The sequence below is a fragment of the Traorella massiliensis genome, from assembly GCF_900104665.1.
GTDB classification, from domain to species: domain Bacteria; phylum Bacillota_I; class Bacilli_A; order Erysipelotrichales; family Erysipelotrichaceae; genus Traorella; species Traorella massiliensis.
Genome location: NZ_LT629969.1, coordinates 752,109 through 773,088, shown reverse-complemented (window position 1 = coordinate 773,088; position 20,980 = coordinate 752,109). Strand labels below are relative to the sequence as shown.

The 20,980-nt window shown below is 35.4% G+C and carries 27 protein-coding genes and 3 tRNA genes; 2 read left to right on the top strand and 28 right to left on the bottom strand.

Annotation, left to right across the window (positions count from 1 at the left end; genetic code table 11):
• Window positions 1-4 precede the first annotated feature (4 nt).
• The 17 genes from BQ5367_RS13740 to gndA all read right to left on the bottom strand — a co-directional run bounded on the left by BQ5367_RS13740 (window position 5) and on the right by gndA (window position 13,037).
• The gene (locus BQ5367_RS13740; RefSeq protein ID WP_154667093.1) at window positions 5-157 is read right to left on the bottom strand and encodes a hypothetical protein; all 153 of its coding nucleotides are present in this window, start codon (window positions 155-157) and stop codon (window positions 5-7) included.
• Window positions 158-352: 195 nt separating this feature from the next.
• A tRNA-Leu gene (locus tag BQ5367_RS11030) sits at window positions 353-439 on the bottom strand.
• Window positions 440-462: 23 nt separating this feature from the next.
• Window positions 463-2,229: an aminopeptidase P family protein gene (locus BQ5367_RS11025; RefSeq protein WP_071442543.1), complete on the bottom strand. Its 1,767-nt coding sequence runs from the start codon at window positions 2,227-2,229 to the stop codon at window positions 463-465.
• A 26-nt stretch (window positions 2,230-2,255) separates the two neighbouring features.
• Window positions 2,256-3,548 (bottom strand): polysaccharide deacetylase family protein, encoded by a 1,293-nt coding sequence (locus BQ5367_RS11020; RefSeq protein WP_071442542.1) that lies wholly within the window; start codon window positions 3,546-3,548, stop codon window positions 2,256-2,258.
• A 40-nt stretch (window positions 3,549-3,588) separates the two neighbouring features.
• The gene (mscL, locus tag BQ5367_RS11015; protein ID WP_071442541.1) at window positions 3,589-3,993 is read right to left on the bottom strand and encodes a large conductance mechanosensitive channel protein MscL; all 405 of its coding nucleotides are present in this window, start codon (window positions 3,991-3,993) and stop codon (window positions 3,589-3,591) included.
• On the bottom strand, window positions 3,990-5,549 hold the full coding sequence (locus tag BQ5367_RS11010; RefSeq protein WP_071442540.1) for an NAD(P)/FAD-dependent oxidoreductase: 1,560 nt from the start codon (window positions 5,547-5,549) through the stop codon (window positions 3,990-3,992). The genes mscL and BQ5367_RS11010 overlap by 4 nt, the downstream gene beginning before the upstream one ends.
• Window positions 5,549-6,505: a metal ABC transporter substrate-binding protein gene (locus tag BQ5367_RS11005; protein WP_071442891.1), complete on the bottom strand. Its 957-nt coding sequence runs from the start codon at window positions 6,503-6,505 to the stop codon at window positions 5,549-5,551. Before BQ5367_RS11005 ends, BQ5367_RS11010 begins: the two co-directional genes overlap by 1 nt.
• 17 nt (window positions 6,506-6,522) lie before the next feature.
• On the bottom strand, window positions 6,523-7,155 hold the full coding sequence (locus BQ5367_RS11000) for a zinc metalloprotease (protein ID WP_071442539.1): 633 nt from the start codon (window positions 7,153-7,155) through the stop codon (window positions 6,523-6,525).
• Window positions 7,152-7,610: a M23 family metallopeptidase gene (locus BQ5367_RS10995; RefSeq protein WP_071442538.1), complete on the bottom strand. Its 459-nt coding sequence runs from the start codon at window positions 7,608-7,610 to the stop codon at window positions 7,152-7,154. The genes BQ5367_RS11000 and BQ5367_RS10995 overlap by 4 nt, the downstream gene beginning before the upstream one ends.
• Window positions 7,607-8,395, bottom strand: coding sequence for a septum site-determining protein MinD (gene minD / locus BQ5367_RS10990; RefSeq protein WP_071442537.1), 789 nt, complete (start codon window positions 8,393-8,395; stop codon window positions 7,607-7,609). Before minD ends, BQ5367_RS10995 begins: the two co-directional genes overlap by 4 nt.
• The gene (locus tag BQ5367_RS10985) at window positions 8,353-8,934 is read right to left on the bottom strand and encodes a hypothetical protein (RefSeq protein WP_071442536.1); all 582 of its coding nucleotides are present in this window, start codon (window positions 8,932-8,934) and stop codon (window positions 8,353-8,355) included. The genes minD and BQ5367_RS10985 overlap by 43 nt, the downstream gene beginning before the upstream one ends.
• On the bottom strand, window positions 8,907-9,464 hold the full coding sequence (locus BQ5367_RS10980) for a rod shape-determining protein MreD (protein WP_071442535.1): 558 nt from the start codon (window positions 9,462-9,464) through the stop codon (window positions 8,907-8,909). The genes BQ5367_RS10985 and BQ5367_RS10980 overlap by 28 nt, the downstream gene beginning before the upstream one ends.
• Window positions 9,461-10,288 (bottom strand): rod shape-determining protein MreC, encoded by an 828-nt coding sequence (gene mreC / locus BQ5367_RS10975; RefSeq protein WP_071442534.1) that lies wholly within the window; start codon window positions 10,286-10,288, stop codon window positions 9,461-9,463. Before mreC ends, BQ5367_RS10980 begins: the two co-directional genes overlap by 4 nt.
• Before the next feature lie 34 nt (window positions 10,289-10,322).
• Window positions 10,323-10,988 (bottom strand): RadC family protein, encoded by a 666-nt coding sequence (radC, locus tag BQ5367_RS10970; protein ID WP_268874464.1) that lies wholly within the window; start codon window positions 10,986-10,988, stop codon window positions 10,323-10,325.
• Window positions 10,989-10,998: 10 nt separating this feature from the next.
• Entirely contained in the window at window positions 10,999-11,397 is a 399-nt protein-coding gene (locus BQ5367_RS10965; protein ID WP_071442532.1) for a hypothetical protein, read from the bottom strand.
• 45 nt (window positions 11,398-11,442) lie between these two features.
• Window positions 11,443-11,616 (bottom strand): hypothetical protein, encoded by a 174-nt coding sequence (locus BQ5367_RS13545; RefSeq protein WP_154667092.1) that lies wholly within the window; start codon window positions 11,614-11,616, stop codon window positions 11,443-11,445.
• A 65-nt stretch (window positions 11,617-11,681) separates the two neighbouring features.
• Window positions 11,682-13,037 (bottom strand): NADP-dependent phosphogluconate dehydrogenase, encoded by a 1,356-nt coding sequence (gene gndA, locus BQ5367_RS10960; protein ID WP_071442531.1) that lies wholly within the window; start codon window positions 13,035-13,037, stop codon window positions 11,682-11,684.
• Between the two features lie 114 nt (window positions 13,038-13,151).
• Here gndA and BQ5367_RS10955 point away from each other — a divergent pair.
• Both BQ5367_RS10955 and BQ5367_RS10950 read left to right on the top strand, forming a co-directional pair.
• A tRNA-Ser gene (locus tag BQ5367_RS10955) sits at window positions 13,152-13,239 on the top strand.
• Window positions 13,240-13,423: 184 nt separating this feature from the next.
• The gene (locus tag BQ5367_RS10950) at window positions 13,424-13,876 is read left to right on the top strand and encodes a hypothetical protein (RefSeq protein ID WP_071442530.1); all 453 of its coding nucleotides are present in this window, start codon (window positions 13,424-13,426) and stop codon (window positions 13,874-13,876) included.
• Window positions 13,877-13,905: 29 nt separating this feature from the next.
• Here BQ5367_RS10950 and BQ5367_RS10945 read toward each other — a convergent pair whose 3' ends face one another.
• From BQ5367_RS10945 to BQ5367_RS10895, 11 genes are all read right to left on the bottom strand, one after another.
• The gene (locus BQ5367_RS10945; RefSeq protein ID WP_071442529.1) at window positions 13,906-14,409 is read right to left on the bottom strand and encodes a superoxide dismutase family protein; all 504 of its coding nucleotides are present in this window, start codon (window positions 14,407-14,409) and stop codon (window positions 13,906-13,908) included.
• Between the two features lie 48 nt (window positions 14,410-14,457).
• Entirely contained in the window at window positions 14,458-15,195 is a 738-nt protein-coding gene (locus BQ5367_RS10940) for a serine hydrolase (protein ID WP_071442528.1), read from the bottom strand.
• Between the two features lie 142 nt (window positions 15,196-15,337).
• Window positions 15,338-15,413, bottom strand: a tRNA-Lys gene (locus BQ5367_RS10935).
• A 186-nt stretch (window positions 15,414-15,599) separates the two neighbouring features.
• Window positions 15,600-16,190, bottom strand: coding sequence for a recombinase family protein (locus tag BQ5367_RS10930; RefSeq protein WP_071442527.1), 591 nt, complete (start codon window positions 16,188-16,190; stop codon window positions 15,600-15,602).
• A 61-nt stretch (window positions 16,191-16,251) separates the two neighbouring features.
• Entirely contained in the window at window positions 16,252-17,553 is a 1,302-nt protein-coding gene (gene rimO, locus BQ5367_RS10925; protein ID WP_071442526.1) for a 30S ribosomal protein S12 methylthiotransferase RimO, read from the bottom strand.
• Window positions 17,550-18,062, bottom strand: a complete 513-nt coding sequence (locus tag BQ5367_RS10920) for an NUDIX hydrolase (protein ID WP_071442525.1) — start codon at window positions 18,060-18,062, stop codon at window positions 17,550-17,552. The genes rimO and BQ5367_RS10920 overlap by 4 nt, the downstream gene beginning before the upstream one ends.
• 37 nt (window positions 18,063-18,099) lie before the next feature.
• The gene (locus BQ5367_RS10915) at window positions 18,100-18,339 is read right to left on the bottom strand and encodes a TIGR04076 family protein (protein ID WP_071442524.1); all 240 of its coding nucleotides are present in this window, start codon (window positions 18,337-18,339) and stop codon (window positions 18,100-18,102) included.
• Window positions 18,336-19,154: a pyridoxamine kinase gene (locus tag BQ5367_RS10910; protein WP_071442523.1), complete on the bottom strand. Its 819-nt coding sequence runs from the start codon at window positions 19,152-19,154 to the stop codon at window positions 18,336-18,338. The genes BQ5367_RS10915 and BQ5367_RS10910 overlap by 4 nt, the downstream gene beginning before the upstream one ends.
• 79 nt (window positions 19,155-19,233) lie before the next feature.
• A complete protein-coding gene (locus BQ5367_RS10905) occupies window positions 19,234-19,968 on the bottom strand; it encodes a TrmH family RNA methyltransferase (protein WP_071442522.1) in 735 nt (244 codons plus the stop codon).
• Between the two features lie 10 nt (window positions 19,969-19,978).
• Window positions 19,979-20,296: a branched-chain amino acid transporter permease gene (locus BQ5367_RS10900; RefSeq protein WP_071442521.1), complete on the bottom strand. Its 318-nt coding sequence runs from the start codon at window positions 20,294-20,296 to the stop codon at window positions 19,979-19,981.
• On the bottom strand, window positions 20,297-20,968 hold the full coding sequence (locus tag BQ5367_RS10895; protein ID WP_071442520.1) for an AzlC family ABC transporter permease: 672 nt from the start codon (window positions 20,966-20,968) through the stop codon (window positions 20,297-20,299).
• Window positions 20,969-20,980: the final 12 nt, after the last annotated feature.

Sequence of the window (20,980 nt, the reverse complement as noted above, 5' to 3'; positions counted from 1 at the left end):
GTGCCTATATTCCAAGCACTTGCTTTTTCTTTTGATTAAATTCATCATATGTGACAATACCCATGTCCAGCAGCTTCTTTGTCTTTGATATTTCTATATCCTGATATTTTCTTAAAAAATCAACTTCATAATTTCTTGCTTCTTTTAAAATTTGCACATTATCTGCTTTTCTATGATAATAAGTCAAACATCCATTTTTCTAATGTTTCCTTTAATATAAAAGTTTTCATTTCTTTTATAAACTGCCACAACAAAAAGTGGCATAAAAAGCAATAAAAAATGCGTCACGAAATACGTCATGAGCAAAAATAAGCATCAAAAAAGCCCTATTTCTAGGGCTTATCTTGAATAATGGTGCGGATAACAGGACTTGAACCTGCACGATATTGCTACCACTAGAACCTGAATCTAGCGCGTCTACCAGTTCCGCCATATCCGCATATTAAAAGCAGTTGCCTGCTTTTAAATTTCTCTAGTATATTCTTTTAACTTTTCCAGTTCATAAGAATTCATGTACGGAGAAAGCTTTTCAAAAACCTCTCTGTGATAATTATTTAACCACAATCTCTCACTGTTTGTCAACATGTTTTTTAAAACCGGATCCAAATCATATGGACATAATGTCAAGGATTCAAATCTCATAAACTGTCCATATTCATTCTTTATATCTTTGACACATAACAATTCATTTTCAATACGTATTCCATGAGATCCTTCTACATAATAACCTGGCTCATCCGTTGTAATCATACCTTCTTCAAACACACATAAGCCTCTAGATGGATTCCAATAAAAGTTATTTGGACCTTCGTGTACATTCAACACATGACCAACACCATGTCCTGTACCATGCTTAAAGTCCATGCCTCTTTCCCAGAAAGGTTCACGACAGATACCATCTAATGACGGCCCGCTACAGCCGTATAAAAACTTTGCCTTTGCAAGCGCAATATGACTTCTTAATACCGTTGTATAATCTTCTTTAAAGGCTTCACAGGTTTCTCCAAGCATAAACGTACGTGTTATATCTGTAGTACCCTGCTTATAAGTTCCTCCGCTATCTACTAACAAAAAATCCTTTGCTCTGCACATAGCATAAAAGTCTTTTGTTGCGGTATAGTGCATGCTTGCACCATTTGGCCCATATCCAGCAATCGTATCAAAACTTGGTTCAATCAAATCTGCCCATTCTTCTCTAAAGCTTAATAGCTTTTCACTTACTTCTAATTCGCTAATTTCACGTTTTTTGATTTCATCTTTCAGCCAGATCATGAATTTTGTAACAGCCACGCCATCCATGATATGTGCCCATTTCGTATTTTCAATTTCAACTTTATTTTTAATTGCTTTCATCATCGTACTTGGATTTGGCACATTTACAATTTCACAAGGGATGCATTCTAATAAATATGAATTGATCACAGCCTCATTGACCATCACACGATGATTCTTATCCAGCTTTTTCAGATATTCATAAACATCATTATATGGATAAAGTTCAACATGACATTCCTCAAAGTTCTTTTTCATGCCCTCATCACATTTCTTTTCATCGATAAATAAAGCTGCCTTATCCATAAAGATGACACCATAGCTTAATACTACCGGACATGAGTGAACATCATCTCCACGCATATTAAAGATCCAAGCTAGATCATCCAATGTAGAAACAACATGTACATCTGCATGATGTTCTTTCATGACCTTACGAATATCCTCTAATTTTTCACTTGTCTTTTTACCACTATATTGTTCTTCCATAAAGAAAGCTTTTTTATCAGATAATGCCGGGCGATCTTCCCAGATCATACCTACTAAATCTTCATCACATTTAAAATTTAACTTAAAACTTTCTTTAAAATGTTTAAATTGAGTTGCAGTCACAACTCTTCCATCAAAACCTAGCGTATCATTTTCATTTAAATTCATCTTGATATATTCATCTAAGGTTGGTACACCAGGCTCATTCATTTTCATTAATTTAAATTCGCTGCCTTTGATCGCATTCGCTGCAATAATGAAATAACGGGCATCCGTCCATAAACAAGCCTCTTTCTGTGTAATAAGCAAAAAGCCTGCACTTCCCTTGAAACCGCTCATATAAGCTCTAGCCTTAAAATAATCTGAAACATATTCAGAGTTATGAAAGTCACTCGTTGGAATATAATAAGCATCAATTCCTTTTTCTTTCATAAGATTTCTTAATTTTTGAATTCTTTCATTGATCATAACACACCCTCTTTTCTGCAGTTATTTTATACCTTTTTAATTTGACTTACAAGTTCAAATGAATAACCTTGACGTTTAGCTTCCAGTATAAAATCTTCCATTGCTTCATAATTTCCTTTATTTGCCGGATGAAGAAGATAAATAGCTCCCTGATGAAGATGAGAGATAAGATTATTGTAAGCGGCTTCTTTTGAAACATCTGTACTATAATCATCATAAGCATGACTCCAGAAATACGTACGATAGCCTAGATCGCTTACCATCGCTAAACAGCGTAAAGAAAAATCTCCTTTTGGAAAACGAAAGATCAATGGAGGCATTTTTTTTGTAACTTCATAAATGGCCCGTTGTGTTTCCATAAGTTCCTTGACAAACAATTCTGATCCTTGTGCATTTGCCAATTGTGTCATATCTGGATGTGTACGTGTGTGATTCCCGATTTCATGACCACTAGCACTTAGCTCCCGCATAAAATCTGCTTCTTTTAATATATAATTACGAGTAAGAAAATACGTGGCATCTACATCATGATTATTTAAAATATCTGTAATTTCTTTAATATATGTCTTATCCTTTCCTCCTTCATCAAAAGTCAGATAAATCGTTTTTTCATCTTCTCCAATATAATAAGTCTGATACTGCTCCATTAATTTTTGATCATAGGTAGGAGGTTTGCGTTCATGATCATTTGCTTTTTTGATCCACCATCCCTGTCTTTGATTATCTAATTCATCATAATGATAATGAAGATTCATCGAAAAAGGATTTTCTACAACTTCGACGATTCTTTCTAATTCACTAAGATTCCCTGCCTGATCGCTTACAGTATAATTGACCTTATATTCACCGATAACTGATGGATCGATATGATGGGTAATTTTTAATTTGCTCATTAAATCTTCTTTAGAATTATCATAAATTTCCACCCCTGCTTCTTCATAAGGCTCATTTTGAAAAAGAATCATATGTGCATCTTCTATTAATGTCATGACAGGCGGTTGTGTATCTTTTACATTGACATAACGAACGATTTGTTGATTTTCAAAAGTATAACTAATTTCATATTGACCAAGTTTTTCCGTATTGACATTACTTTGTATGTGAATATTTTTCGTGATCGACTGAAAATTTTTATGAATCATGATACCCTTTTCTTCATAAGCTTCATTGATTTCCACCTCCACATATTTATGACCGATAAGACGCATATAAGTACCTAAAACTCCCTGGTAACGAAGAAACACAAACATTCCTATAAGGATAAGACAAAGAAAGAATGTTAAAAGAAATATCATCTTTTTTTTGAACGATTTTGACATAAAAAAACCTCCCCTACATCTTATGCGGGAAGGCTGATCCTTATTTTTGTTTTCTTAACTCTTCTAAAATTTCCATTAAAAGTTTATCCGTTGATGAAATTTCCGGTTCGACTGGCTTTTCCTCTTCTTTTTTCTTTGCCAGTGCAAGTGTTCTTACTTTGTTAAGTCCTTTTACCATTAAAAAGATAATTAAGGCAATGATAACAAAGTCAATCACATTATTAAGAAAAAGACCATAATTAAAATTGACACCATTGATCGTAAATACCATTTCACTTAAAGCAGCGGTTCCACCTGTCACAAGGCTGATCAGTGGTGTGATAAGATCTGTAACGATCGAGCTGACTACTTTAGATACGGCAGAACCCATAATGACTCCGATTGCCATATCAAACATATTTCCTTTTAACGCAAATTCTTTGAATTCATTGATGAATTTTTTCATGATTTACCTCTTTTCTTCATCCATTCCTCAGCACATCGAATACCATCTATGGCCGCTGAAACGATACCGCCAGCATACCCGGCTCCTTCACCCATCGGGTAAAGATTTTTCACATTGACACTTACACAATCCTTTGTACGTTCAATTCTGATCGGTGAAGTGCTTCGTGATTCAACACCACACATAATGGCATCTTCTTGCGCAAAACCTTTCATCTTCTTATCCATGGCAAGTATGCCTTCTTCCAATGATTCATTGATGAATGCAGGAAAAAGCTCATGGAGATCACATGGCGTTACACCTGTGCGACAGGAAGGCTGTATACTGCCAAAGGCAGTTGTTGGCTGATGTTTCAAAAAATCACCCACCCTTTGTGCTGGCGCATGATAATTTTTTCCACCTAGCTCAAAGGCCTTCTTTTCTAATTCTTCCTGAAAATTCATGCCATCAAAAAGTCCATGACCCACATCATCCGTTGTTACTTGTACCAGTAAGGCGCTATTCGCATTAACTGAATCACGTTTATGATAGCTCATGCCATTGGTCACTACATGATTGAATGCGGAAGTAGCCATGACAACTTCGCCTCCTGGACACATGCAGAAAGTATAGACACCTCTTCCCTTTTGAGTCGTATGGGTTAAACGATAACTCGCCGGTCCTAAAAGAGAAGCATAAGAACCATACTGGCTCTCATCAACAAATTTCTGTAAATGTTCAATTCGAACGCCAACAGCAAAGTTTTTCGCAATACAGTGCACCTTTCTTTCATTCAACATCCTAAACGTATCTCGTGCACTGTGACCAATTCCCAAAAATAAATCATCACATGGAAGCCATTGACCATTGATTTGAACCTGACGGATTTGATCATTCTCAATATACATATCCTCAAGGGTATGATCGAAATGAATCTCACCACCAAGTCTTATGATTTCTTCCCTCATTTTCTTTATGATCTTTACTAGTTCATCCGTACCAATATGCGGATGACTCTGATATACGATGGCCGGATCAGCACCAAAGCGTACAAACTGTTCCAGTACATAACGTCCTTTAGGATCTTTGCTGCGAGAAGTCAGCTTACCATCTGAAAAGGTTCCTGCACCACCTTCACCAAACTGAACATTACTGCTTTCATTTAATGGACCACCTTGAAAAAAGGCTTCTACATCCTTCATTCTTTTTTCTACACAGCTTCCTCGCTCATAAAGGATCGGTGCCGCATGATGCATCGCTAGATACAACGCACAGAAAAGACCGCTGGGTCCCATACCTATGATCAGTGGTCTTGTCTCAAAAGAAGTATAATGAATCTTTTCTGGTTTTTTGGTTTTAGATAAAGTTACATCTTTTAGATGTAAATATTTTTCCTCGTGATCAATTTGTACATCTACACTATAAGTCAGATATATTTCTTCTTTACGTGCATCAATGCTTTCGCGAACGATTTCATATTCAAAAGTATCCTTTGTTTTTAGTTTTTTCGCAATCACTTTTCGTAATTGTGAAATCTCACTTCCCGGCACTAACCGGCATTCATTCACCCTAAGCATTAATCAAGAGCCTCTATCTGAGAAAGATTCTCATACATCAAAGTCATGTAATCCATATTATTTGCCAATGCATCATCCGAAATAGAAGAAATATTATTTAACTTAATTTCTGTAAGATTACATCTTTCCTTTACTTCATTAAACAAAGCTTCCATCTCTTCCGTCAGATTTTCTTCATGAGCAATATATTTTACACCATCCTGTGTAATTCTATCACAGATAAGATTTAACTGCTCATCGCTTGGTAAAGCGCCATATTTAGATAAAATCAGCGGATAAACATTAAATACATACGATTTCTGCCAGTTTCCAAAGCTTGGCGTTACACTCACAAAAGAAACCTCTTTATTTGACAAACGAATATTCTGAAACTGTGTATCTAAAACAGCTAAATCTACTTCGAGTTCTTCATAACGTGCTGAAAAGTCCCTCTCATATTCAGGATATAATTCTGAAAGTGTCTCAGCAATTGTCTTAGCCATGCTCATCATAGAAATCGGATCCATCCATAAGATCACATCACTGTCATAAGTATCGATATTATCAAACACTTCTCCTTCATAATAATCACTTTCTACAACAACCTGCTGATTATTTACTGTCGTTGTTGTATAACGATTAAATTTATAAATAGCACTTGTACGTGATAAATCAATCGTCTTTGAAGATGCTCTTGCAAATTCTTCACTATAGATTGCTGAATAGGGCTCTAACTGTGAAATCGTGAAAATAACATCCGCTTCATCCAGATCACTTTCAAAAGTATTGCTGACAGAGGCTACCTGAATCAGATCATTACTGGAAAGATTACAAGCATCTACATAACTACCGCCAATACGGTTAATAAGATAATATACAGGATAATTGGTCGCACATACTTTTGCTGCACGAATACGGCAGCCGCTCATCGTAGCGATGACCAATGTCAAACATAATATTTTCCATAATTTTTTCACAAACATCACCATTACCATTATACATGATTTTTATCAAGTTTGAAATGATTTCTTTGACGGTAACTAAATTCCACAAGATCTTCCCCATTTCTTCTTATTTCATTTATTAGAAGAAACATCAAAAAAAGCATGATGATTTTCATATTCCACATTCCTATAATAAAAAGTAATATTGAAAAGATCAATGAAAAAAATAAAACTACTTTTCTAGAAAAGTCATATGAAAATATGAAACGTAATATACAAAGAAAAATCCTTCCCCCATCCATCGGATAAAGCGGCAAAAGATTAAACAATAAGATAGCAGCATTGATCTGCATCAAATAGTCACGAAATCCAAAAGAAATCATATCCCATCGATAAACAAATTCAATAAGCGGGAAAAAAAGCAGATGCATTCCTAAGCCGGCAAAAAGAATGAGCAAAATTTCAAAAACTTGTCCATGATCCAAATGATAGATCTGTGCACTAAAACCAAATGGATAGACATGAATCACCCCTACTTGATACCCCAGTTTCAAGGCCATTAAAACATGTGCCATTTCATGAATAAAAAGCATTAAAAAAATGATCAAATAAACTTTTAATGCATGAGAAAATAAAGAGAGTATCAAAAAAAGAAGCCAGAGGAATGAAAAGTGAAGCTTCACAGTTTCACCACTTCCTCATAGCTCAGTTTTTGATCATCCTTTTTAAATTCTAATTTAAGCGAATCTTTAAAAGCCCCCAGACTCTGTCCTTTCAATACCCTTTCATCACCTTTTACCACAACATCTTCCAGCTGTGCATAAACACCTAAAACCCCATTGTCATGCAACACCGTTACTGATTCCTCATCCGTTTTCAAAACGATTCCATCAAACAGTGAAGCACATGAATTGGTACCATTGGTATACATATCATCCACTAAATGATGATATTCAATAGAAGCACTGACCTCATGATCATAAAATTGAAACCAATTTTCATAAGGAAGCCAAGTTCCAATAGCAGGTATCTGGATCCAATTCTGTTTCTCATTGATCTTAAATCCAAGAAATAATGCTATACAGAAAAGGAGGAAGATAAACGGATTAACAAAGTTAGCTTTCGATTTCTTTTTCATATTCTATCGTATGATGAGAAAAGACGTTTTAGAATGGATTTATGAAGTTTTGGAATGACCACTTCTTCACCAAGAAAAGCATTGCAGATATGATCAAAACATTCCCATGCTTTAGAATTCTCACGATAGACGGCAGGCTGTCCGATATTATAGCCACGAATGATTTGCTCATCCTCATACACGATACCAATACACTCTACGCAAAGCCAGTCTAAAGCGTTTGTAAGCTGAACACTGATTCCTTTATCAATATATCGAAGATTAAGACGATTCAAGACACACTTGATCTGATGAACATTTTCTTTCATTAAAAGACCAATGATACGATCTGCATCCTGTAAAGCTGTCATATCTAACGTAGAAACGACGATGAAACTATCAGCAAGAGCACATGTATATAAAAAACCTGTTTCAATGCCTGCCGGTGTATCAAGAAGAATATAATCAAACATTTCTTTTAATTCATCGATGACTTCAGTCATCATTTCTTGTTTAAGCATATGTACATGAACACTTTTACACGCTGGCAATAGCTTTAAACGATCCTGATTCTTAGCAGAAACGATGGCTTGAGCAAGACTGCATTTCCCCTGTGCAATATCCAGAATGTCGTAAAACACACGATTTTCAAGTCCCATCATAACATCAAGATTTTTCAATCCCAGATCCATATCTACTAGACACACCTTATAGCCCTTTCGTGCCAGAGCAATTCCTAATCCAATACAGACGCTGCTTTTCCCTACACCACCTTTTCCAGAGGTGATTCCAATGCAACTTCCCATGTCTTTTCCTCCTTCATGATCTGACCATTTTCATAATATAGAACACTGCTGGAAAAACTTGTCATTTTATGAAACGGACTATCAAAGATACGAATACGGGCCTGTTGAAAACTTGAAGCAATACAACGACAATCCTGATAATGAAAGTCAATACAGCCTTTGATCTTTCCTACTACCATTAAATTGCCATAACACTCTAAATAACAGTCAAAAGGAATATCCTGAAGGATCATCATATCATCTTCAAATACCAGACATTCTCCAGGATAAATTTTTCGATTTAAGATTTTCATATTTTTTTCTTTCTTTTCACTGACAAATCCAAGAAACAAGGTATGACTTTGTTCACAAACCTTTAAAAGCTCTATCAACTGTTTTTCATTACAGCTCATACAATCAAAAAAAGCTTCAAACCTTCCCCCGTTACGCAACGAGCAGGCCAAAAGCTTTTTAGCACATATTTCCATCATTATATCAAATTCACTGCGACTTACATACACAAACGAATGATTTACCGCTTTGATGATATCTTCCACCATGAGATCGTTTCCTCTTTTCTGATCTTTTTCTCACGCATCAGCATAATGTCTTCGATCATTCTTGAAGCCCACACGATAATGACCACCAATACTCCATTCAAGAGCAGGGTCAAAGAAGCACGGGAAACAAGCCACATATCAAAAGGCATCAGTGTTTCTGAGAGTAAGGTCATGATGAAGTATACCAGAAACTCCTTGACAAATATTGTCGTAAAGACTAACAGGCAGCTTTCAAGCATCGATTCAGTAATATGTTTCTGCCACTGTGATACTGCCAAGTTTATGATTACAAAGACAATCGTACAAACTAAAAACGTATGGGCAGCAAAATAATCATAAAGCAAACCAAAAATAATCGTGATCAGCAATGAATCGATCCTCTCCATCTTACGCTGCATCAATACCAAGGCACTTAGTCCCAGACACGATGTGATCACAACATCTCCTGGCATAAAAGAATGCGGAAGCAATCCTCCGATGATCTCATCTACAAGAAAAGCTGCAGCAATAAAAAGTACTTGCAGGATCATGGCTGTACCTCACAATATACACTTACATATTCAAAGCTTGAGAAATCAGCTGCCGGTGTTACATAGACGATACGCCCATTTTCATTGCGCATTTCTTCAATTTGCATCACTGAACCAACAAGAATACCACTTGGGAAAACACCACCAGCACCACTTGTGGTTACATTCTGATCAATTTTGATCTGGTCGGTATTCGTATAAAGCCGTACGATAAAAGCGCCTTTTTCCAAATCATATTGTTCAAGATATCCATTGACAACCTCGGTATCGCTGACATGGATCTGTACCGAAACCATACTTAACTGATCTTGTGAAGTTAATAGACGCACTCTTGAGGTATGTTCATTGACTTCAGTGATCTTTCCCACCAATCCATAGGCAGAAACGACCGCATTATCCAATGCAACATTATCCGCTGAACCAACATTGATCGTAATCTGATTATTGTAAACCTCTGGATTACGACTAATGATACGAGCATTCACTTTTTCATACTGTGCTGCCACATCCGTACCAAGAAGTTCCTTTAGTTCCGCATTTTCCCGCTGCAAATTTTCAATCATGGCACTCAGCTGATCACTTTCTGCCAATTGCTGGCGAAGGGCATCATTTTCCTGCTTTACTTGCCACAAATCATTAAAATCACTGATAAAATTTTGCAATGTTTCAATTGGATAATCCAAAACACTATATTTCAACATGACCAAAGGATCATATACGATGCTTTTTATAGTGCTTCCCTTGCCATTCGTAAAAAGAGCAAAAGCCAGCAAAACTGCAATAAGCGCAAGAAGTAGTTTCTGAAGTCTTGTAAATCTTGACATAACATCACCTTATCTAATTATAAGAAAAACCAGCCTAACTTGCAATCATTTGTTTTTCTTTAAAGCTGAAATAATGATTCTGTCCTACGATCAAATGATCCAAACACTCAATTCCACAAATTTTACCAGCATCAATAAACCGGCGTGTTACAGCAATATCCTCTTTAGATGGTTCAACATGACCACTTGGATGGTTATGTACAAGCATGATCTTCGACGCATTGACCCGTAAAGCATAGGTAAAAACTTCTTTGACTGATACATTACAGCTATTCTCTAAACCAATAAACATATCTTTATATGTCAACAGTTCATTTTTATGATTCAAAAAAAGAATCATAAAATGTTCCTGTTCCTGATACCCAATTTCCATATTCAGCCACTGTACAAGATTTTTCGGTGATTGTATAGTTATCTTCTTTTCTACACGTGCAGCTGCCATCCTCCTGCTTAATTCAAAGCATGCTAAGATTTCTAAAGCCTTGGCTCTTTTCACTCCTTTTAATGAAATAAGTTCTTCCAAGGATACATGACTTAAAGTACTTAAATTAGGACGTAGCTTAAGAATCTCATCTGCCAGCTCAAGAGCACTTTTTCCTTTATAACCACTTCTTAATAAGATAGCGATCAATTCACGATGCTGGAGGTAAGTAATCCCATATTTGACTGCTTTTTCTCTTGGACGTTCTGCTTTTTCAATTTCCTTTACCTTAATCTGACATCAGCTCCATAACTAATTTCATATCTCCTTTCGTAACAGCTTCATTAAACTGTTTCCCTGTAGATGTTACTTTTTTTAATATATAAGAAATCTGATTTTCACTCAGTATCTTTTGAGCTTCTAATGTTTCTTCTTCATTTAAACTAAGTGAGGTGACAACAATGATCAAATCATCTTTTGTATAGCTGAACGCCTCATATCCTAATCCTTCCAGTTTCTCAATACAAGCCATGCTATTTGTCGTTTCTTTAAACATTCCAATCTGATTCATATGTAACGTTATTTCTTCTTCTCCGCCTTTCCACTGGCTTAAAAGAACAAGAAAAAGAAAAGCAAAAATCAGATCCAGTATGATTGCTAGAAAGACACTGGCAGATGTTTTATTCATGTGTCACCTCTGTTATCATCTTATGATTCTAACTATTCAAAAGAACTAATTTCCCCAAGTAATATTGATTCCTGGTACAGAAACACGCCCTTTTGATGAAGTCAAAATCTTAATGATAGCGGCTACTCCGGCTGCAACCGCCAGATAACCTAAAAGGGCACTCGCTGTGATAACTTTGCCATACATAGAAGAAAGCTGTTGATTGCTTAGCTGGATCATGATATCACCTCCTACTATTTTATATGCACAAAAACTCCAAATTTCCCAAAAAAAAAGAAACTTTTTTAGTTTCTTTGCCATTCTGTATGATAAAAGCCACTCTTATCAATCCGTTCATACGTATGAGCCCCAAAATAATCCCGCTGTGCTTGAATCAGATTCATACCTAAACAAGTACTTAAACCCTCATAATATGTCAAAGAAGACAAATATACGGGAGCATAAACACCTTTCATGATAAGTATTTGCATAGCATGACGCCAATTTCTTTGATCATGATCAATCATCTGTAAGATTTTTTCATCTTCCAGCAATGTTTTTCCTTCACGATAAACAGAAATGATCTTTTTCAAAAATGCTGACTGAATAATACAACCTTTTTGCCAAATTCGAGCTATCTCCGTAAAGTCTAATCCCCAATTGTTTTCATCAGAAACTTTTTTCATCAACTCAAAACCCTGATGATAGATCATGACCTTAGATAAATAAAAACTCATCTTCAAATCATCTATAAAACTATCATCAACCTGTTCATCATTATCATATGCATGATTCACTTTCTTTTTAGAACTTATAAAACGTGCTTGAAGCGCCGCAATCAGACTAGGAACCGCTTCGTTGTATTCAATAGCACTTAAAGCGCTCCATGCTCCCGTACCTTTATGATGAGCTACATCTTTGATCCGATCAAGCACTTCTCCTTCTTCATCACTAAATCTTAAGATATCAATAGTAATTGTTATCAGATAGCTAAAAAGCTCCCCCTGATTCCACGTTTCAAATATATCTGCAATTTGAGCATTGTTATAATTATTTTTTTTCAAAGCCATATAGGTTTCCGAAATCAACTGCATATCGGCATACTCAATACCATTGTGGACCATCTTCACAAAATGCCCACTACCTCCTTGACCAATATAGCTGACACAGGCATCACCCTCATCATTTTTAGCTGCAATATTTTCTAAAAGACTGACAACTTGTACATAAGCTGCATGATCTGATGAAGGCATCAGGCTTGGACCATGTAATGCACCTTCTTCTCCACCTGAAATTCCCATACCTATAAAATAAATACCTTTTTGAGCACATTGCTTCATTCTTCTTTCACTATCACGATAAAACGAATTACCACCATCCATGATGATATCTTCTTTTTCTACAAGTTCAAGCAATTGATCTAATACGTAATCTACCGCATTTGCACTCACCATCAACAATATCTTTCGTGGTTTTTCTAATGAATTTACAAAATCATTTAATTTTTCAAAACCGCTAAAAAATGGATGTTGCTTTATAAAAAGAGCTGTTTTTTCATAAGTTTTGTTGTAAAGGGATACTGTATAGCCATGATTCCCTATATTTTGTGCAATCGCTTTTCCCATTACACCTAATCCAATAATTCCAATATTATTTAACATATCATTACCTCTACTTATGATATTACGCTAATATAAAAAAGATGCAAACGATATGCCTGAAATATCAATAAATTTCTTGACAAAAACTAGAAATTCCTTAAAATTGAATATACTGGAGAATTGGCCGAGCGGTTTAAGGCACCATCTTGGAAAGGTGGCGAAGTGAAAGCTTCCGTGGGTTCGAATCCCATGTTCTCCGCCATTGTTTAAATAAAGCCTTGTTTCCAGGGCTTTTTTATTATTCCTCTTTATTTTTGGAAAGATTTTGGAAAGAAAAATACATAATCTAAATATAAATGCTTTCTCCCATTCATTAAAATGATAAATATTTATATTGATTTTTAAAGCCTTTTTTTATAATTTTAATAAAGGAAAAGGAGCTTAGTATGAAAAAAGTTATTCGTATTTTTCTATTTTTAACTGTTTTTATTTTAGTTGGGGCATGTTCACATACTGAATCAGACATCCAAGGAAACCTGATATATGAAGAAACGATTTCTCCTAATGAGAATCATGTTTCCTCAGAAGATAATATCGTTTATTATACAGTCCAGATTTTCCAAGACAGCGATTATACGATAACAGTGAATAGTGAATCAGATTTTGCTTTTTTTGAACCTGTACAATATGCTATTGAATTTGATAAACCTATTTCTAAGGAAGATATTAAAATTCAATGGACAACTTTTATGGGAAGCAGTGAAGCCTCAGAAGATGATGAATTAACAACTGCCCATATATTTTTATCATCAAATAATGAAATTTTTAGTGAAAGATCCATTAATTTTATGAATGGAGTCTGGGGGCCTATCATTGATGCCATTGAAAGTGAAAAATAACTATGAAAGCTTAATGCTCTCATAGTTTTTTATTTATTTTGTGAATATGGCTGTGGCCGATTATTCGTAAAAGGTCTGATAACACCACAAGCAATCATCTCTCTACTGTTTCCAGATGGCTGTGTTTTAAAATCATCTAAATCCTGATGAAGAATCATCACTCTCCCCAATACTTCCTCTACTGTAAAGCGATCATTCAACATGCTCATAAATGCACTGCCGTTGCGATTGATAAATAAATTGCCTAAATCGCCTGCATGATAAGGATGTGAACAATTATTTGGATTATAATGTCCTTTGGCATCTGCAAATGGATTTCTGCTGTTTCCAGTACAGCTTTTCCCTTCATGAATATGAAAAGCTACTATTGGCTGATTACATCGTATACGATTCGGAATTGGAAATCCACGTACATTCATTCTAATTAAAACACCTTCATTTGTCTGATGAAGCATACATACTGCTCTTAAGTTACGGTATTCTCTTGAACCTTGAAGCATACAGACAGCATCTGCTTTTTTATTTATTTTCATCTTGTCCTCCACTTCAGACTATGTGCTTCAAACAGCAGTATCTAGGCATTATTCATAAAGATGGACAATATTATACTCCACCATGATCTTAGAAATATCAGCAATGACCTGACTCGCAATTTCTTCGATGTTTTGTGTAAAGACACCCGCAAGAAAAGATTCGAATGTATAAAATATTCCCATATCATGACGATAGATATCATAATTCCCATATTTATGTGCTACTTCAAAATCATATTCATTTCCTTTAAAATAGTCATTTGGTAAGGCATTCTTCATATTTTCTATAATATCTGCATATTTTAAAGAATCATCATATAATGTTTTCATAACATTCAACATCATGGAAGCATTCATTTGATTTCTAGAATAAAAGGATTCTGGAACTATTTCATCAGAGAATGAAACAAACCATTCTCTGAATGTTTCACAAGCATAGCTCGTATAGTTAACTAACAAAATATTAGCAGCTGTATTATCAGAATACACGATAGCATGTTCCATGAGGAAAGTAAGCGGAACATAGCTATTTTCCGGATAAAAATAATATAAATCTTTCATACTTGCTTCATAAAGACTCTCTGAATAATATAAAGCGGTTTCTTCATTAACAGTGCCTTCTGCAATTAAATTAGTCCATCCCATTACTAGTGGAACTTTAATAGTACTGGCAGCCATCATCGTTGTAGATCCATTATACAAAACCTGCTGCTGATTAATCGTATTATAGTAAAAATAAGCAACATCTTCAGCATGATTGTTTGTTATATAAAATGCCAATTTCATATAACAAACGAGTTATACATGATTTTTTATCAAAAAGTGGCGGAAAAGTGGCGAGTTTAGATAACTCAAAACCACGATATAGCTAAATATCCCATAAATAAAGGCTTTCCTCATTATCGAAGAAAGCCTACATCCTATTAAATGGTGACCTGTCAGGGAATCGAACCCTGGACCCACTGATTAAGAGTCAGTTGCTCTGCCAGCTGAGCTAACAAGTCATAGCGCTCAATTATAATACAATATGTTTTCAAACTTGTCAATACCATTTTTTTAATATTACTCCTTACATTCGTATCACTTTGAATATGATATCGTTGATAGAATCACTAAAAAATTTCTTTTAATTTTTCTCTATATTATCTAACTTGAAATTAGGCATTCCATCTAGAAATGCCTGAATTTCTCTAGCTATAAGTTTTATTCCATCTTAAAAAAGTATCTTGTGATACACTTAACATCCTTGCACTTTCTCTAGAGGTGATCATCTGTCGGCGATAAAGCTCACTGACTACATGAAAATCACTTGGAAGAGGAATTCTTGGTCTCCCAAATTTAACACCTCTTGCTTTTGCGGCTGCTATTCCTTCAGCCTGTCTTTGACGAATGGCTTCACGCTCTGTTTGTGCAACATAGCTTAAAATCTGAAGAACCAGATCAGCGACAAATTTACCCGTAAGATCTTTCCCTACTCTTGTATCTAATAAAGGCATATCGATTACAACGATATCTGCATCGACCTGTTTCGTAATCACACGCCATTGTTCTATAATTTCATCATAATTTCTTCCTAGACGATCAATGCTTTTAATGATTAATACATCGCCCTTTTTTAACTTACAAATCAATTGCTGATAAGCAGGTCTTTCAAAATCTTTACCGCTTTGTTTGTCCATGAAAACATTTTTTTGTGGAATTTCATAAGCTTTCAATGCATCTACTTGTCTGTCTTCATTTTGTTCTTTTGTCGAAACTCGAATATAACCATAATATTTCATAATATTTTCCTCCTAGCTATATTCTAACCAAAATTTAAAATTCAAACAAAAAAGGCGTCTTTTACGCCTCTTCTAATTCTCCATATAAGTCATATTCATCTGCATCATTGACCTTAACATGAACAAATGATCCTAATTCTAAATGCTTCATAGATGTGAAAACAACGATACCATCCACATCATCAGGAGCATGCATTCGTCCACGACCTACATATTTATCTGATAGACCATCCTTACCTTCTACTAATACTTCAATCGTCTTACCAGCCAACTGTCTGTTATTCATATAAGAGATTTCACTTTGCAAGCTCATTAGTACATCCAGACGTTCCTTTTTCTCTTCTTCACTTACTGTTTGTTCCATATCATAAGCAGGTGTATCTTCTTCAATTGAATAAGTGAATGCTCCCATCTTATTCCAGCGAATTTCCTTTACAAAATCACAAAGCTTATCAAAATCCTGTTTGCTTTCTGTTGGGAAACCTACGATATAAGTTGTACGTAATGTCGCATCTTCAAATGTATCACGAATCTTTTTAATCAATTGTCGAACTGTATGTTCATCACCACGACGATTCATCAGCTTTAACATTCTCGCATCACTATGCTGCATCGGTATATCAAAATAAGGCAATACCTTATCCAGTTTTTTCATACCTTCAATGAGCTCATCACTAATTTCATCCGGATACATATATAAAATACGAATCCAATGAATCCCATTGATTTCATTCAACTTTTCAAGTAACTCTAAAAGTGCATAACGATGATAAAGATCAATACCATATTTTGTCGTATCCTGAGCAATCACTACTAATTCTTTTACCCCTTTGCTTGCAAGATCCTTTGCTTCTTCAACAAGATCTTCCATCGGTACAGATACATTTTCACCACGAATGAGCGGGATTGCACAATAAGTACAGCGATTCGAACAGCCTTCAGCTATTTTTAAATAAGCTGTCCATGGTTTTCCTGATGAAAGACGTTCACTTTTTCCATATACATGTAAAGGTATCTGAAGTTCCTCTTTTAATATTTCATGTAACTGTGGATATTCCCGAATAGCTATAAAACGATCAACTTCCGGCATCTCTTTTTCCAGATCTTCTTTATAACGTTGTGCCAGACATCCACATACGATCAGCTTCTTACAATTTTTCTTTTTATATTCAGCCATTTCTAAGATCGTATTGATGGCTTCTTCTTTCGCACTTTGAATAAATCCACAGGTGTTGATAATGATAGCTTCCGCATCCGATGGTTTGGAAACAAACTCATGTCCGCCTTCTTTCAACATACCCATGATCTTTTCACTATCTACAAGATTTTTCGCACATCCTAATGATACAAATCCAATTTTCATCTTTTTTCCTCCAAAAAATACTTGTCTAATTCTTTTTGATAAGTATGATAATGTCGTACGATCGGTTTGGCTACCTCATCATTTTCAATCATCTGCAGCCACTGCTGACGACTTACAAACTTTATATCGATGGTTTCTCCTTTTTGACATTTCAAAATATTTGAATCAACTTCTTTCACAAGAATAAAGCTTTTAATGATAGAATCTCCTTCTATTTTCGTGACCAGAAGCTGTAGTTCATTCTCTAAACATTGAATACCTGTTTCCTCTCTAAGCTCACGTATTGCACCCTCAAAGGCCGATTCATTCGCCAGGACACTTCCTCCTGTTACTTCCCATTTCCCACCATAGGGCTTATGAGGATCACGCTGAGAGACTAAAAGTTTTCCATTTGAAAAAGTCCATACATGAATCACTAAATGATAACATCCCTTTGGCAATGCTTTTCCTCTTTCATGTGTCAGATGCAGTAAATTTTCATTTTCATCATACAAATCCCACAACTCCATTAACTTCCTCCTTATAGAAAAATATCCTTGACGGATATCATTCATCAATCTTTTCTATTTTAAATACATTGATCGTATCTACATCCGGACAGCAAAAGACATCACTTTTTAATTGACCTCCGTAACGCAAAATATCGATCATCGGAAAAAGAACATGCATTGCTAAAGGACATAGCTTTCCTCGATCATGATCATAATCAAAGACATCTCCTACATGATGTCCTCGATGACAGGGACAGCTTCCTTTTTGATCCACTATGCTGATGCGGATTTTCATAAACGTCCTTCCTTAATAAACTCTTCAATGCTGATACCTAAAAACTTTTCCTTTTTATCCAGATTCTCTTTAATCAGTTCACTGACAACATTCATTGCTTTAAAAGCAGCATCATGCAGATTACGGCCATTTAAAACTTCACCAATCAAAACAGCTGAAAAAATATCTCCCGTTCCTGGAAAACGAGCCTGAATCAATTGAAAATCAATCGTAAAGAAATCATCCTTTAAATGATCATAGCCAATCACACAGTTATGATCATTGATCTTAGCGCTCGTAATGACTACAGACTTAGCTCCTAACTGTCGGCATTCATCAATCAATTGATTGGCATCTTTTAATGTCATATTATTCTTATAAAAATGGCTGGTCAAATAACAAGCTTCAGTAAAATTAGGAAGTAAGATATCTGCATGAGCACTCAGTTCTCTCATGATCTTAACATTTTCTTCGCTCATACCATTATAAAGATGTCCTTCATCTCCCATGATCGGATCAACAACAACTAAAAGATTTTCCTTCTTCTGATTATGGATCAGCTTTTCTACCAATCGAACCTGTTGAGGATTTACCATAAACCCTGTAGAAATACAATCAAAAGTAAAACCCAATTCTTTCCAGACATCAATGGTCTTATCCATATAATCACTTGTGTCAAGAATCTCAAACTTGCCAAAATCAAGCGTATTTGATACTAATGCTGTAGGCAAACAAGTTACCGAGATTCCTTTTGCTGAAAGAATCGGTATCATTGCCGCCAGAGCAATCTTACCTACTCCCGGCATATCATTCACACAACAGATTTTCTTATTCATCGCTCATCCCTCCAGCATCTATTATAATTTCAAATTCAAAAAAAGCAAATCATGAATGACATATATTCTATAAAATTAACTAACTACGGAACCAATAACAACAAATTGTCGCTGCCATTGCGACATTTAAGCTCTCAAAACGATTCATTTCAATAAATATACGATCATCTGCCATCTCTAATAATTCCTGACGGACACCTCGTCCTTCATTACCAAAAATCAAAACTATCTTTTCTTCGTTTTTAAATTCACTTAATCCTTTCGCATCTTTAAGCGAAGTTGCATAAATCTTATAGTCTTTTCTTTTTAAAAGAGTTATAAAATCTACTAAATTACCACGACAGACATTCATATGAAATATAGCCCCTTGTGTGGATCGTAGTGTTTTATCATTGTATAAATCAGCACTTAAATTTGATACGATAAAAGAATCAAAACCAAAAGCATAAGCGCTACGAATCATCGTTCCTACATTACCCGGATCTTGAATATCATCACATAAGATAATTTTATTTCCTAAATGCTGGTTGGTTTTAGGAATGCGACAAACGCCCATACAAGCTGGGAGTGACTGACTCATCTTCAATTTCTTCATGACCTCTTCACTAACATAATAAACAGGTCCTTCAAAATCAAAAGAGATTTTCTCATCTTCCTTTAATATGAGTGTTTCTAAAAGATGAGCTGATATGGCCTCATTGATCAAATGCTCATTTTCGATCAGAAACTGCTGTTCTTTTTCACGATACTTTTTCTCATGAAGCTTGCACCAGCTTTTAATACGTGTATTTTGTAATGAACGTATGACTTCCATAATTTTCCTCCTAAAAAATGACCTGTATCAGAAACATATAAGTAATCGTAGAAGCCCCAATCGAAAGTAACTGATTATGCTTCCATAAATGCAAGACAACACAAAGAGCTCCTGCGATCAGTTCCGGTAAACCAAAAGGACTTGTCGTAATTGAAACGCTTTTAAAAGCATAGACAACCAAAAGAGCCATCATCGCATAAGGAAGTGTTTCCCCTAAATACTGAATGATAGCAGGACAAGGCTTCGATCCCCAGATAAAGAAAGGCAGTGCCCGTGTAAGATAAGTAATGATCGCCATCACTAAAATAGTAACAATGATCTTATCCATCTAATTCACTCCTTTCAGTTTTCGATAAGCTAAAAGAGAAGCTAGAATCAAAATCATGCTCATGATTACCATCTGATTTTGTCCAAACACCACTAGACAGACAAGGGATAGCACAATTCCTAAGATAGCAGGAAAATGATGCTCCACCGACTGCCACTGTTCTACAAAAATAACCAGGAAAAGAGCATTCATCGCAAAATCGATACCAGTCGTATCAAAAAACAGATATTCACTCAGCCAGGAACCGATCAGTGTACCCGCAATCCAGTAAAGCTGATTGAATAGACCAATCAAAAGCAAAAGCGGACGATCATTCTTGTCCTGAGTACATAATATAGAATAAGTTTCATCACTTAATGAATGAATGAAATAATATTTTTCTTTTTTCATTTTCTTATAAGGCTCAATCAGACTCAATCCATAGAAAATATGACGAATATTCACCATAAGCGTCATGATCGCTGCTGAAAGAATTCCTGCACCACTGCTTAATAATTCCACTGCCGCAAACTGCATGGCACCTGCATACACAAATATGCTTAAAAGCAATGAATAAAGCGGGCTCAAGCCCTTTTCTTTCATCAATACCGCAAATGCGATTGCCACGAAAATATATCCCATCATGACTGGAAAGGTCAATTGAAAAGCTTTTTTGATCACATCTTTTTTCATGGTTATTATTAT

Excerpts from the sequence above, each read along its gene's own strand:
- BQ5367_RS10920 (WP_071442525.1), bottom strand. The coding sequence starts at position 18,062 with ATGGAGTTGTGGGATTTGTATGATGAAAATGAAAATTTACTGCATCTG.
- BQ5367_RS10940 (WP_071442528.1), bottom strand. The coding sequence starts at position 15,195 with ATGAAATTGGCATTTTATATAACAAACAATCATGCTGAAGATGTTGCT.
- BQ5367_RS10995 (WP_071442538.1), bottom strand. The coding sequence starts at position 7,610 with ATGAAAAAGAAATCGAAAGCTAACTTTGTTAATCCGTTTATCTTCCTC.
- BQ5367_RS10965 (WP_071442532.1), bottom strand. The coding sequence starts at position 11,397 with ATGAATAAAACATCTGCCAGTGTCTTTCTAGCAATCATACTGGATCTG.
- BQ5367_RS11010 (WP_071442540.1), bottom strand. The coding sequence starts at position 5,549 with ATGCTTAGGGTGAATGAATGCCGGTTAGTGCCGGGAAGTGAGATTTCA.
- minD (WP_071442537.1), bottom strand. The coding sequence starts at position 8,395 with ATGGGAAGTTGCATTGGAATCACCTCTGGAAAAGGTGGTGTAGGGAAA.
- BQ5367_RS11025 (WP_071442543.1), bottom strand. The coding sequence starts at position 2,229 with ATGATCAATGAAAGAATTCAAAAATTAAGAAATCTTATGAAAGAAAAA.
- BQ5367_RS10900 (WP_071442521.1), bottom strand. The coding sequence starts at position 20,296 with ATGGATAAGATCATTGTTACTATTTTAGTGATGGCGATCATTACTTAT.
- BQ5367_RS10950 (WP_071442530.1), top strand. The coding sequence starts at position 13,424 with ATGAAAAAAGTTATTCGTATTTTTCTATTTTTAACTGTTTTTATTTTA.
- BQ5367_RS10930 (WP_071442527.1), bottom strand. The coding sequence starts at position 16,190 with ATGAAATATTATGGTTATATTCGAGTTTCGACAAAAGAACAAAATGAA.
- mscL (WP_071442541.1), bottom strand. The coding sequence starts at position 3,993 with ATGAAAAAATTCATCAATGAATTCAAAGAATTTGCGTTAAAAGGAAAT.
- BQ5367_RS10980 (WP_071442535.1), bottom strand. The coding sequence starts at position 9,464 with ATGATCCTGCAAGTACTTTTTATTGCTGCAGCTTTTCTTGTAGATGAG.
- BQ5367_RS10895 (WP_071442520.1), bottom strand. The coding sequence starts at position 20,968 with ATGAAAAAAGATGTGATCAAAAAAGCTTTTCAATTGACCTTTCCAGTC.
- BQ5367_RS11020 (WP_071442542.1), bottom strand. The coding sequence starts at position 3,548 with ATGTCAAAATCGTTCAAAAAAAAGATGATATTTCTTTTAACATTCTTT.
- rimO (WP_071442526.1), bottom strand. The coding sequence starts at position 17,553 with ATGAAAATTGGATTTGTATCATTAGGATGTGCGAAAAATCTTGTAGAT.
- BQ5367_RS10945 (WP_071442529.1), bottom strand. The coding sequence starts at position 14,409 with ATGAAAATAAATAAAAAAGCAGATGCTGTCTGTATGCTTCAAGGTTCA.
- BQ5367_RS13545 (WP_154667092.1), bottom strand. The coding sequence starts at position 11,616 with ATGATCCAGCTAAGCAATCAACAGCTTTCTTCTATGTATGGCAAAGTT.
- BQ5367_RS10915 (WP_071442524.1), bottom strand. The coding sequence starts at position 18,339 with ATGAAAATCCGCATCAGCATAGTGGATCAAAAAGGAAGCTGTCCCTGT.
- mreC (WP_071442534.1), bottom strand. The coding sequence starts at position 10,288 with ATGTCAAGATTTACAAGACTTCAGAAACTACTTCTTGCGCTTATTGCA.
- BQ5367_RS10910 (WP_071442523.1), bottom strand. The coding sequence starts at position 19,154 with ATGAATAAGAAAATCTGTTGTGTGAATGATATGCCGGGAGTAGGTAAG.
- gndA (WP_071442531.1), bottom strand. The coding sequence starts at position 13,037 with ATGTTAAATAATATTGGAATTATTGGATTAGGTGTAATGGGAAAAGCG.
- BQ5367_RS10985 (WP_071442536.1), bottom strand. The coding sequence starts at position 8,934 with ATGGTGGAAGATATCATCAAAGCGGTAAATCATTCGTTTGTGTATGTA.
- BQ5367_RS10905 (WP_071442522.1), bottom strand. The coding sequence starts at position 19,968 with ATGGAAGTCATACGTTCATTACAAAATACACGTATTAAAAGCTGGTGC.